The sequence below is a fragment of the Bacteroides sp. 3_1_13 genome, assembly GCF_001185845.1.
Lineage (GTDB): Bacteria > Bacteroidota > Bacteroidia > Bacteroidales > Bacteroidaceae > Bacteroides > Bacteroides xylanisolvens.
In genome coordinates this window covers 103,927-117,594 of record NZ_KQ236956.1, presented here as the reverse complement: position 1 = coordinate 117,594, position 13,668 = coordinate 103,927, and the positions used below count along the sequence as shown (strand labels likewise).

At 40.2% G+C, this 13,668-nt stretch carries 8 protein-coding genes; 6 read left to right on the top strand and 2 right to left on the bottom strand.

Features of this window, described 5'->3' with window-relative positions; all coding sequences use genetic code 11:
• Nucleotides 1–120: 120 nt before the first annotated feature.
• A complete protein-coding gene (locus tag HMPREF9009_RS12845) occupies nt 121–1,758 on the bottom strand; it encodes a C69 family dipeptidase (protein WP_053095326.1) in 1,638 nt (545 codons plus the stop codon).
• Nucleotides 1,759–1,786: 28 nt separating this feature from the next.
• A complete protein-coding gene (locus tag HMPREF9009_RS12840; RefSeq protein WP_049703313.1) occupies nt 1,787–3,439 on the bottom strand; it encodes a M23 family metallopeptidase in 1,653 nt (550 codons plus the stop codon).
• A 198-nt stretch (nt 3,440–3,637) separates the two neighbouring features.
• Between HMPREF9009_RS12840 and HMPREF9009_RS12835 the strand changes: the two genes are divergently transcribed.
• From HMPREF9009_RS12835 to HMPREF9009_RS12810, 6 genes are all read left to right on the top strand, one after another.
• On the top strand, nt 3,638–6,271 hold the full coding sequence (locus tag HMPREF9009_RS12835) for a zinc-dependent metalloprotease (RefSeq protein ID WP_049702427.1): 2,634 nt from the start codon (nt 3,638–3,640) through the stop codon (nt 6,269–6,271).
• Between the two features lie 30 nt (nt 6,272–6,301).
• Entirely contained in the window at nt 6,302–9,649 is a 3,348-nt protein-coding gene (locus HMPREF9009_RS12830) for a SusC/RagA family TonB-linked outer membrane protein (protein ID WP_049702426.1), read from the top strand.
• Nucleotides 9,650–9,659: 10 nt separating this feature from the next.
• Nucleotides 9,660–10,997, top strand: coding sequence for a RagB/SusD family nutrient uptake outer membrane protein (locus tag HMPREF9009_RS12825; protein ID WP_004304248.1), 1,338 nt, complete (start codon nt 9,660–9,662; stop codon nt 10,995–10,997).
• A gap of 484 nt (nt 10,998–11,481) precedes the next feature.
• On the top strand, nt 11,482–11,853 hold the full coding sequence (locus HMPREF9009_RS12820) for an ISAon1 family transposase N-terminal region protein (RefSeq protein ID WP_008640050.1): 372 nt from the start codon (nt 11,482–11,484) through the stop codon (nt 11,851–11,853).
• A gap of 40 nt (nt 11,854–11,893) precedes the next feature.
• Nucleotides 11,894–12,829 carry an ISAon1 family transposase gene (locus HMPREF9009_RS12815; RefSeq protein WP_008025715.1) on the top strand — a complete coding sequence of 312 codons (936 nt, stop codon included), beginning with the start codon at nt 11,894–11,896 and terminating at the stop codon, nt 12,827–12,829.
• Between the two features lie 59 nt (nt 12,830–12,888).
• Nucleotides 12,889–13,572 (top strand): WG repeat-containing protein, encoded by a 684-nt coding sequence (locus HMPREF9009_RS12810; protein ID WP_004311339.1) that lies wholly within the window; start codon nt 12,889–12,891, stop codon nt 13,570–13,572.
• The last annotated feature ends 96 nt before the right edge of the window (nt 13,573–13,668 follow it).

Sequence of the window (13,668 nt, the reverse complement as noted above, 5' to 3'; positions counted from 1 at the left end):
TGTAAAATAATAAGTTTATAATTCCTAGTTATTTAATGAAGAATTAAGAATGAAAAATGAAGAATCGCATTATAAGACATATTTGCAAAGCATAATTCTTCATTTTTCATTCTTAATTCTTCATTTTACCAAATATCTGTCACCAGTCTGCTTGACATATTCCTGCAAGAATTCTTTCGGATATCCGGGACGCATCACTCCGGCAGGTTGTCCGATAGAATTACGCTCAAACTTACCGTCTTTAACACGTTTCACCACTCCATCATTGTACTTCACAATCAAGAATGTACCCAATTGTTTCCAAGTATCGAAAGTGCTCTGTGCGGTCATATTTGTATAGTTTGTCAGAAAGTCAACTGCTGCGTTCTTATCTTTTGCCAGCAGTTTGGCAGCCATTTCTTCAATGCCTTCCTGTGCATTGTTGAAAGTAGTTTCCATTTCTTTCTGCGCTTCCCGTACATCACCGATCATCAAATCATAACGCGGATAGACCATATTAGATACCCAGTTGAAAATCCAGAAAGCAGAATTCCAGGAGAAAGTAATATAATCGGCCCCATCTACACGGGTATAACATACCGGCACTTTAGTAGCACAACAATAAACCGGGGTAAATACAGCCATGTTCGCATCATCCACGCCAAACCAAAGTACACCGCCTATCGGGTCCGGCTTATGAGCCCGCATTTGTGCAACAAATACAAACCCGCTTTGTTGAGTGGAAATCGGACGTTCGTTGAAATATTCCTGGCCGTCTACTTTGAAGTTCAGAGGAGAAAGACGATAAGGTGTCTTATAAGGTCCGGCTCCAAAATCATTGGAGATGTCAAGAGGCGTTCCTTCATAATGGTCGCGCATCATATCTTTCACATCTTGCACGGATAACTTATGTTTCGGTTTCACAAAAAGAGGCATCGGCGTATTGGTCTTTCCCTCAATGTAAGGAAGATAATCTTTTCCGTTATCTGTGAACTTATTAAAATAGCTCCACACGCGAGCCTCACAGAAACGACGTGCACCAAAATCAAGAGGCGCATAGGCTAATGAGAAGCTAAAGTCTTTGTTTACTCCATTAAAATATCCCTTCTCACGGGCAAAAGAAACGACATCCGGAGAGTACATGCAGTTTTCCTTGTCGTTCATATCAAACTGGTGGATACGTGACTGGTTGGCATGGGCCGAAATACAATCATCGGGCACACGTACAGCTACCCAAACTGCTCCACGGATGCCGGGACCTTTACCAATCATTTCCATAATCCATATTTCGTTCGGATCGGCAATAGTAAAGGATTCTCCTTCGCTATAATAGCCGTATTGCTGCACTAAGTCGGTCATGATCTTAATTGCTTCACGGGCAGTGCGCGAACGTTGCAAACCGATATAAATCAGACTTCCGTAATCGATAATCCCTGTAGAATCGGCCAATTCCGGACGTCCGCCGAAAGTTGTCTCACCAATGGTAACCTGATATTCATTCATATTACCGACTACATTGTAAGTCTGGCGTGCCTGCTCTATTTCTCCCAGATACTTGCCGGTATCCCATTCATAAACTTTCAGCATCGTACCTTTTGGATAGGTAGCAGCCGGATAATGATAAAGTTCTCCGAATAAGCCATACGAGTCGGCAGAATAGGAAACAATCGTCGAGCCATCAGCAGACGCATTCTTTCCGACAATCAGGTTGGTGCAGGCGAAGGTGTTCGCCACAGCCGCCATCAATACGGCGGCACAAAGAATAATTCTTCTCTTCATAATAAATATATGATTCACTTTTAATAATTTACCAAACAAAGCTTTCACGGGCCACTGTTTCATTCCCACAATAGTCGGTCACTGTAAATTCAACAGTATGCTTGCCTCCTTTCTTTACGCGTTTGGGATCCAACGTACATTCCCAGTATGATTTCACAATATTGGGACGTCCGAAAAGCGCATACTTTCCGTCAATCGTTCCACGATAGGAAGCAATTCCTGCGCCCTGATCTTTCAAACGATAGACAATCTTTCCGTTTCTTCCCCACTGATTCTTGTTGACAGGGATAATCTCCGGCGGGATGGTATCGATGGCAACAGTGTAAGTTCCCAACTCCCGGATAGATGCTTTCATGTATCCGTCTTCATACTTTCCGCCTACGCTGTACTTTCCTCCTTTTGGAGTTATGCGGGCCACATAATATTTCGTCGTATCGGCAATTGGTTTTCTACGCAACCCGATACACAACTCACAAGCTGCGTGCAGCGGAACCGTCTTATCATTCAGCTGATAAGTAAAAGCAACGGCACCACTATCCGCCTTCACCTGATAATTGAGGGGAACATCATCATACAACATTCCTTTCGGAACAACCAAGTTCAATCCCGGTTCTTGCAGATAATTAGTCTTATTCCAGGTAAAATAATATTTCTCCCGATGATTCAACGGTTCAATCGGCTGTTTCCGACCCCGTACGGTGAAACTATATTTGGAAGTGTTTCCGAAAGCATCTTTTAATGTATATAAGAACTGATAGTCCCGTTCCTCATCAATCGTCACCAAGCCACGGTTATCATTCGATGCTTTTAGCAGACGCAAAGTGTTGCCCGGATCAATGAAAGATTTCATATATTGCCCGTAAGTCCAGGAATTAATCATCCGGTTCTCTTCCTGCGAGAAGCGATCTACGGTGCTACGAAATATTTCATTTCCATCTACCGTAAGCACAACTGAATAAACTCCATAATGGTTATTCACTCCATCCATGTAATCGTATGCTTTGATCCCCACACCTATCACTCCCCATGCTTCCACCGGACGCTCACTATTGGGAAGAATGGTTTTATTCTCTTGCTTTCCATCCACTACTCCTTTACCCAGTTGTGGAAAAAATAGAATGCCATCCGCTTTCGGAGCACGCGTATCTTTTATTTTCGATTGAAAGAAAGGCATAGGGTCAATATAATCTCCCGATTCCGTTTCAAACACATCCAGATGAAGATGCGGACCGAACGAATATCCGGTATTTCCGCTCCATGCGATCTGCTGGCCTCCTTTTACCGGATATTCTTCCGGTTCAGGAACAATCTCTACTTCCCAGCTTTCTTCTTCATATTGAAGTTTCTCCACCCTTTCGGCAATGGGAGAAACAAAACCACTCAAATGGCGGTTGATCGTTGAATAGCCATTGTGATAACAGACATCAAGTACATATCCCGAACCATTCGTGACGCGAATACGCGAAATATAGCCATCAGCGAGAGCACGAACGGGTTTACCGATAACTCCGCCTGTCTTAAAATCCAGTCCGCCGTGGAAGTGATTGGAGCGAATTTCTCCAAAGTTCCCACTCAATGTAAGAGGAAAGTCAAAAGGAGGTACAAAGGTTACTTGCTTCTTCTCTTGTCCATACCCTCCGATGCAGCAAGCCAACATCAAAGCAGTGATATATCGTCTCATCATTCCGTTCACTTTTTTACTCCCGCAAATGTACACTATTCCCACTAAACTATGAAATATCCGAGGAGAATGATGACCGTAGATACTAGTTAATATTTCTTTTTAATGTTATATTCATTGCAAATTAGTAGTCATTATGTTATTTATATTAGTACTTTTGTAGCCGTTTTTTAATTATAATTAAAAGTTAGAAACTCAATGAGAATGTATGTAAAAGTAATGGCAGCGGTCATTGCATGTATATTGCTGAGTGGAGAAGCGCTCTCGGCATTTGCAACTACCCCCGCTACAGAAAATCTGAGTTGGTTTAAAAAGAAAAAGAAAAAACCAGAAGAGAAAGAAGAGAAGAGTAAAAGCGACTACGAGAAATTAGTGGAAGACAGTAAAACGACCAAAGGGATGTTTGCTGTACATCAAAAGAAGAATGATTATTATTTTGAAATTCCCACCTCACTTTTGGGACGTGACTTATTAGTTGTCAATAAGCTGCAACGAGTTCCTGCCGAACTTAATGATGCGGGCGTAAACCGCGGAGTAAACTATGAGAATCAGATGGTTTGCATGGAATGGGACAAAGCGACGGGCAAACTAATGTTACGCCAACAACGCCCATTACCTCTGGCCCCCCAAACGGACGCTATCTTCCGTTCGGTAAAGGATAATTTTATCTCTCCGCTGATTGCCGCATTCAAGATCGAAGCAGTCAATGCAGATTCTACGGCATTAGTAATCAAGGTGAATGATATTTATGATGGTACGGAAACCAGTATCAATAACGTATTTACCAATATTAATCTGGGTACTTCGGCTATCAAGAATTTATCACGTATTCTATCCATCAAATCCTTTTCAAACAATGTCGTGGCAACTTCCGAGTTGACTACCCGGGTAACGGAAGGTACTACTACTGTTTATGTAACGGTGGAAGTTAGTTCTTCTATTCTCTTATTGCCCGAAAAGCCGATGATGGGGCGATTCGACAATCAGAAGGTCGGTTATTTCACGAATCCGTTATTAAGTTTCAGTGATGCGCAGCAGCGTACGGATAAGACACAGTATATCACCCGCTGGCGTATGGAACCCAAACCGGAAGATCGGGAGGCTTATCTGAAAGGTCAGATGGTAGAACCTGCCAAACCGATTGTCTTCTACATTGATAATTCAACTCCTTACCAATGGCGTTCGTACATTAAGAAAGGTATCGAGGACTGGCAGATTGCCTTTGAAAAGGCTGGTTTCAAGAATGCGATTATCGCCAAAGAAATCACGGACAGTATGCATGTAGACATGGATGATGTCAATTACTCCGTACTGACTTATGCTGCTTCGGAAAAGAAAAATGCAATGGGACCTTCTCTGTTAGATCCCCGTTCCGGAGAAATTCTGGAAGCTGATATTATGTGGTGGCACAATGTGCTTTCTATGGTACGTGAATGGATTACTGTCCAGACCGGAACAGTGTGTCCGGAAGCACGTAATGTACAATTGCCTGATGCTTTGATGGGAGATGCCATTCGATTCGTCGCCTGTCATGAGGTAGGCCACTCTCTGGGACTCCGCCACAATATGATGGGTTCATGGGCTTTCCCGACAGATTCATTACGTTCCGAAGCATTCACTTCCAGAATGAACTCTACCGCTTCATCTATCATGGATTATGCACGATTCAATTATATCGCACAGCCTGGAGATGGCGTGAAAGTTCTTTCTCCGCATATCGGTCCATACGATATGTTTGCTATCGAATATGGATATCGTTGGTACGGAAAGAGTACTCCGGAAGAAGAAAAGGATATTTTATTCGATTTCTTGAGCAAACATACTGATCGGCTTTATAAATATAGTGAGGCACAGGATGTCCGCGATGCGGTAGATCCACGTGCACAGAACGAAGATTTAGGTGATGATCCGGTTCGTTCTTCTTTACTTGGCATTGAGAATCTGAAACGTATCGTTCCACAAATTCTTCAATGGACTACTACCGGTGAGAAGGGACAAACTTATGAAGAAGCATCTCGCCTCTACTACGCTGTAATCAACCAATGGAACAACTATTTATATCATGTCCTTGCCAATATTGGTGGCATCTACATTGAAAATACAATTGTAGGAGACGGCGTTAAAACTTATACATTTGTAGAGAAAGAGAAACAACAAGCTTCACTGAAATTTCTGATGGATGAAGTTTTGACATACCCTAAATGGTTGTTTGACACGGAAGTGGGGCAATATACTTATCTACTTCGCAATACTCCCATCGGAAAACAGGAAAATGCTCCTACACAAATCTTAAAGAACGCCCAAGCCTATATCCTTTGGGATTTACTTGGCAATACTCGTTTGATGCGTATGATAGAGAATGAATCTGTCAACGGAAAGAAAGCCTTTACAGTAGTGGAGCTTATGGACGGACTTCATAAGAACATTTTCGGTGTTACCGAACGCGGTGGTATCCCTAATGTTATGGAACGTTCTTTGCAGAAAAACTTCCTTGATGCATTACTTACAGCCGCTGCAGAACCGGAAGCCGTTAAAATCAACAAGAAGATCGCCAACGAACATTTCTTGCTTGACCACGCTACTCCTTTCTGTAGCTGTTACGCTGCCGAACAGCGTGCACTTCGTCAGGAAGACCGAATGGGTGCTCCACGTGTGCTCAATTTCTATGGCAGCCAGCTCAACCGTATTTCAGATGCTATTTCTGTGAAACGCGGTGAATTACTACGTATCAAGAAGTTGTTGCAGAACCGTCTCGGAACCTCCGATACTGCTGCACGCTATCATTATGAGGACATGATTCTGCGTATTAATACTGCTTTAGGAATCAAATAAAACCACTTATTACTTTAACTATCTACATTAATGAGAAAAAAATACTTGTGCATTCTTATATGCCTCTTTGCAAATGCGCTGGCCTTTGCCAGCGCTGCTAATCGTACAATCACCGGAGTCGTTATATCCGGTGAAGATAATGAACCTCTGATCGGCGCTTCCGTATATGTTAACGCAGATGACTTAAAAAAGGCCGGAGCATCACAGACTTCTCTAGGTACTATCACTGATATGGATGGTAAATTCTCCATTTCCATTCCGGAAAAGGTGACTAGGTTACATTGTAGTTATATAGGATTTGAAGAACAAGACATCGTTTTGCAAGCAGGAAAAGATACTTATCGTATTGTACTTCAAGCTTCATCACACACATTAGGAGACGTAGTAGTAACTGGTTATCAAGAACTGGAACGTCGTAAACTGACTGCTGCCATTGCCAAAGTAGATGTTACAGATGGAATGGTAGGTGCTGCAAAAAGTATCGATCAGGCGTTAGCAGGACAAATCGCCGGTGTAGCTGTTACGACAACTTCTGGTGCACCGGGAGCTCCAGCACGTATTCGTATTCGTGGTACGGCTTCATTAAATGGAACACAAGACCCATTATGGGTATTGGATGGAATACCTTTGGAGGGGACAGATATTCCGGAAATCAACAAAGACAACGATAATGACATCGTAAATATGTCACAATCTTCTATCGCAGGTTTAAGTCCAAACGACATTGAAAGCATTACGATATTAAAAGATGCAGCTGCTACTGCTATCTATGGTGCACGTGCTGCAAATGGCGTAATTGTGGTAACAACCAAAAGAGGAAAAACCGGAAAACCTGTTATTAACTTCAATACTAAATTGACTTATACTCCAAATCTCAATACTTCACGACTCAACTTACTAAACTCGGAAGAGAAAGTCGATTTGGAACTTCAATTGTTAAAAGAAGCACGGTTTGACATATTATGGGGATTAACAGATCCGATACCGGTATTTCCTGAAAAAGGAAAAGTTGCTGCTATCATGAAACAATATAACTTAATAGACATCTATAAAGAACAGGGGTGGAACGGACTGACACCTGAAGCCCAAAATGCTATAAACAAACTGAAAACAATCAATACAGACTGGAATGACATATTATTCAGAGATGCTTTTACGCAAGAATATAACTTTAGCATTTCTGGTGGTAGCGAAAAGGTTACTTATTACAACTCACTTGGTTATGTCAAAGAAAACGGAAATGTACCAGGTGTAAGCATGAGTCGTTTTAATCTGACCAGTAAAACGTCTTACCAAATCAACAAAATATTAAAAATTGGAATGTCTATTTTTGCCAACAGACGCAAGAATAACACATTTATGACTGATACTTACGGACTTATTAACCCTATATATTATTCACGTATCGCCAACCCTTACTTTGCTCCGTTTGACGAACAAGGAAACTACCTTTACGATTACGACGTAGTCAGAAGTAATGAAACAGATGAAAAGCAAGGCTTCAATATATTCGAAGAACGAGCAAATACCAATAAAGAGTCTGTCACCACAGCCATCAATTCTATCTTTGATGTTCAGCTACGTTTTAACGATCAGTGGAAAGTTTATTCACAGATTGGTGTGCAATGGGATCAATTGTCCCAAGAAGAGTATGCCGGGATAAATTCATATAATATTAGGAATATACGTGAAACCAATAAATATTGGAAAGATGGTGTACACACTTATCTCATACCAGAAGGAGGTATGCTTAAAACAACTAATAGTACAACTTCACAACTCACATGGAAAATCCAGGGAGAATACAAAAACACATTTGGGGATATACATGACATACAGATAATGGCTGGTTCGGAAATTCGCAAAAACTGGGTAGACAACCAAGCCTCAACCGGATACGGATATGATCCCAAGAAACTAACATTCCAGAATCTCATATTTAAAGATGAAGCACAAGCCAATGATTGGAATCTAAAAACTAAATCGTACAAGGAAAACGCTTTTGCTTCTTTCTTTGCCAATGGTTCATATACTTTAATGAATCGTTATACATTGGGAGGAAGTGTGCGCATGGATGGTTCTGACTTATTCGGAGTAGATAAGAAATACCGTTTCTTACCAATCTATTCGGTAAGCGGTTTGTGGCGTTTATCTAATGAATCGTTCATTAGACAATACAAATGGATTGATAATTTAGCTCTTCGCCTTTCTTATGGTTTACAAGGAAATATTGATAAGGGAACCTCTCCATTCCTAGTCGGGAAATATGATAATGTGAATATTTTACCTGGTTACAGTGAAGAAAATATTATTATCAATAGTGCTCCCAACAGTAAATTACGCTGGGAAAAAACAGCATCTTACAATTTAGGAATGGATTTTTCCGTACTCAATCAAGCCATCAATCTTAGTGTAGATTACTACTATAGAAAAGGAACAGACTTAATTGGTTCTAAAGCATTAGCTTTGGAAAATGGATTCACTAATATGTCTATAAACTGGGCTAGTATGGAAAATAAAGGTGTAGAAGTAAATCTGCAGACACGTAATATCACCACTAAAAACTTCTCTTGGTACACTACTTTCAACTTCGCATATAATCAAAATAAAGTACTAAAAGTACTTACAGATAAAAGCCAAGTGACTCCTAGTCTGGAAGGATATCCTGTAGGTGCAATCTTTGCACTAAAAACAAAAGGTATAAATCCTGATACAGGGCAAATCTATCTTGAGAATAAAGAGGGCAAAGCTGTCACTGTGGAAGAATTATTTAGAATGACATCGAATGAAGACGGGCTTGGCACTTACCAAATAGGACCGAATAGCGAAGAACAAAGAGATTTCTACAGCTATGTCGGAACGTCAGACGCTCCCTATACGGGCGGTTTTCTAAATACGTTCAATTACCGCAATTGGGAACTGAACCTGAATTTTTCTTATAATTTTGGAGCACACGTAAAAACTACTCCAAGTTATAATGTATCTGACTTAGACCCAGGGCGCAATATGAATAGAGACATACTGGATAGATGGACACCGGAAAATACAACAGGAAAGTTCCCTGCATTAGCAACGTACAATTACAATCCGGCCGACTACTACTTGTTCAGTACTCGAAATGACATTTACAGATCACTGGATATCTGGGTAAAAAAGCTAAGCTTTGTACGTCTACAAAATATACGTCTTGCTTACCGGGTTCCATCCGAATGGCTTCATAAACTAAGTATCGGCGGAGCAACTGTAGGATTAGAGGCTCGTAACCTATTCGTTATCAGCTCTAATTATGATAATTATATGGATCCGGAATCAATGGGCAACCTATACTCTACCCCAGTTCCCAAATCCATTACCTTCAATCTAAGTCTTAACTTTTAAAAAATATATTATGACAAAGAAAATATATTATATATTCACATTAATAGGAAGCCTGTTATTATCTTCCTGTGATAGTTATTTGGACATACAACCAGTAGGCCAAGTAATTCCCAATACGCTAGCTGAATACAGAGCTTTATTCACAACAGCTTACAATACAGCACTCAATGACAGAGGAATATGCGAAATCAGAACAGATATCGCAACCATATTACAGTCTGATGCCACTTCCAAAAATTCTTTAGGAGATGTTGAAAAATGGAATGATGTTAATCCGAATGCAAGTACGAGACAATTTGGATGGGCGGCCTATTATACCAATATCTATTATGCCAACGCAATCATCGATAAAAAAGATGAAATATCAGAAGGAAGCCAAGAAGATATTAATCAATTAGTTGGAGAAGCTTACCTCATGAGAGCATATATGCATTTCATATTGGTCAATCTTTATGGACAACCTTATACAGCTACCGGAGCATTAGAAACCAAAGCAGTTCCTCTAAAACTCAATACTGATTTAGAAGAAATACCATCAAGAAATACTGTAAAGGAAATATATACCTCTATTTTATCTGATATAGAAACAGCACGGAAACTGATTAATAAAAAAGAATGGGAAATTCAATATTCATACCGTTTTTCAACATTATCAGTAGATGCTATGGAATCACGGGTATATTTATACATGGGTGAATGGAGCAAATCTTATGAAGCTTCGGAACGTGTATTAGCCGGAAAATCGACATTGGTAAACCTAAATGATGAAGGAGGCAAACTTCCTAATGAATTTACATCTGTAGAAATGATCACTGCCTATGAAGTTTTTCCAAATAGCGATTATGCCGGATCACTCTTACTTTACCCTTCATTTTTACAAGAATATGAGGAAGGAAAAGATCTACGTCCAAACAAGTATTATCAAGCAAATAAAAATGGAAATTATACTTCCATCAAAAGTGGTGAATCTAAATTCAAATGTACTTTCCGCACCGGAGAGCTTTATTTAAATTCAGCAGAAGCTGCTGCACATTTAAACAAATTACCTGAAGCACGTACCCGGCTCTTGAAACTAATAGAGAATCGTTATACATCAGAAGGTTATGAGCAGAAAAAGAATGAAATAAATGCGATGAGCCAAGAAAAGCTAGTCACAGAAATTCTGAAAGAACGTGCTCGCGAGCTTGCTTTTGAAGGCCATCGTTGGTTTGATTTACGCCGAACTACCCGACCGGAAATCAAAAAAGAAATTGAAGATGTAACCTACACACTTGTACAAGATGATTCCCGTTACACATTGCGTATTCCACAAGATGCAATTGATGCTAATCCCGGACTTTTAAACTAATAACCAAGCATTTTTCATAGAAACAAACCGCCTGACATCATAGACTAAAAAGCTCCCTTTACCTAAAGCGTAAAAGGAGCTTTTTTTAATCTATCTATTAGCCATTTCTCATTTTGTACACCTACCTCATTCACCATTAAATCTTTATCCCCTAAAAGCATTGTTCTTTAACAAGAAATCCGTATCTTTGTAGCGACTTATTACGATTAATAACGTAGAAGCGTTTAGAATATTATCTCTATTCAGAATCTGGTAAATTCTTTAATTGGGGAGATAATGGCAACTAAGCGTTCACGTCTTTGTTATATGCAAGGGCGTGGACTCTGTTGTTCATTTCCCAATAGGTTTACCAGAGCCTTGAATAGAATGAACTAACGACGTCCACGCTTCTCTTGTATATATATGGTATCCGGACGCTTACCACACAAACAATGGCTCAGTCTGAAACCTTGGGGGATTGCGTTAAAATTCTTATTTTTGCATCATGAAAACATCCTCTTCCCAAACGATTGATCCTGTTGCTTCTTTAAGCTTGTTCTTGCCTTCAGGAATCCTTGATTACTTTACCCTAGTCAATCATGTTTCTCAGGATACTTGCTTTATTCTTTATTTAGAGGAGAAAGCCACTATTCCTGCTGAGTACTCTGATCTCCATCTTCACTCAAAAGGTTTCCTCCCTGAGATTGAAGTTCAGGACTTCCCTATCCGTGGTAAAGCCGTTTATTTACGTATCAAGCGTCGTCGCTGGGAAGATCCATCCACTGGGCAGACATATAGTCGTGACTGGAGTTTGGTAGCCACCGGTACTCGCATAACCGCTGAGTTCGGTGCTTTTTTAAAAGAATTACTTAGATAATCACGCCGTTAGCTGCCAAAGTGTAGCTGAGCATTACTGTATGGATGGCAAACAGCTTCAAAGCCAATATAAAGACCACCTGAGTGACTTCCAGAATTGGGATCAGAGAGCACATGCCCAAGAGTATATCCTTTATCCAAAGAATATGGGTTATCACCTATGTATTGACGAAACGGCTTTAAGTAAGGGAGATCTTTATACCATCTTAATAAATAGAGATAAGCGAGGTAGGAAAGGTTCTATTATAGCTGTAATTCAGGGCACTAAAACCGATGATATCATTGCGGTACTTACAAAGATGCCACAGGAGCTGCGTAATCAGGTCAAAGAAATTACACTGGATATGGCAGGGAGCATGCAAAAGATTGCCAAAACGTGCTTTCCACGTGCCATGCAGGTGATTGATAGGTTTCATGTACAAAAACTTGTATACGAAGCTGTACAAGAGTTGCGCATTACATATAGATGGCAAGTGATAAAAGAGGAGAATAAAGCTATGAAAGCGGCAAAAGAGAAGGGGGAAGTATATAAAGCAGAAGAACTCGAAAACGGAGATACACTCAGGCAATTATTGGCCAGAAGCAGATATTTATTATTTAAATCACCTGATAAATGGACCAAGAGTCAGAAAATCAGGGCAGAATTACTTTTCAAGCAGTTTGAAGATATTAAGCACGTATATTACTACTCATTGGAGTTGGGAAAGATCTTTTCCACAAACTATGACAAGGATGTAGCAAGAGCAAAGCTGGCACTATGGTATAATAAGATTGAAGAATATGGATACGATACATTCACAACAGTAGCAAACTCTATTGAGAATCATTATGAAAGGATTCTGAACTTCTTTGTGAACAGGAGTACAAATGCAGCAGCGGAAGCATTTAATGCTAAAATCAAAGCATTTAGGGCATCATTTAGAGGAGTAGTGGATATGAGCTTCTTCCTTTTTAGGCTAGCAAAGGTATATGCATGAAGGGAATTGACTAAACTTAATCCCCCAAGAATTACAACTGAGCCCAAACAATAAAGGTAATGAGCAGCACTATTACAAAGTTCTTCGCTTCTTTTTTAGCTTATGGGGTAGCTAATAAGAAAAAGCGTTTCTCGGCAATTGGCCGTTTCTCCGAAGGATTGGCTCCGGTAAAAGGAAAAATCCAATGGGGATACATCAATAAAGGATATGACGTTGTCATTCCTCTAATGTACGAACGGGCTTTCTCTTTTAAAGAAGGATTAGGGATGGTAGTACTCAATTCTCAATACGGATTCATCGACCATACCGGACAAATACAGATTCCGTTTAAATACACAGCCGCTCACTCGTTTGAACAAGAATGTGCACGGGTATGCCACGATGGATTATGGGGATTGATTGACAGACAAGGAAACTACATTCTTCCACCGACTTACAGTCAAATAGAACAATTCGCGGAAGGATTAGCTCTCGTCTCGCTACACAATAAGATAGGATTCATTAACAAGAAAGGAGAAGTTGTCATTCCCCTGGAATATGATAATGGACGCTCTTTCTCTGAAGGATTGGCTGCTGTTTGTATTGAAAGTCAGTCGTCCAAGTGGGGGTATATAAACAAAGACAATGAAGAAGTACTTCCTTTTAAGTACGATATTGCAGAACCCTTTTATAACAACATAGCTCGAGTGGGTCTCTATGGAAAAAGCATGAAAATCAACAAACAGGGCAGTGAATGTCTATAAAACAACCACTCTACGCATTTATTCATCTCAACACGCGAAGACATTCTGTTCTAAAACATCCCCTTACGAACAACAACGTAAGGGGATTTTTCGTAC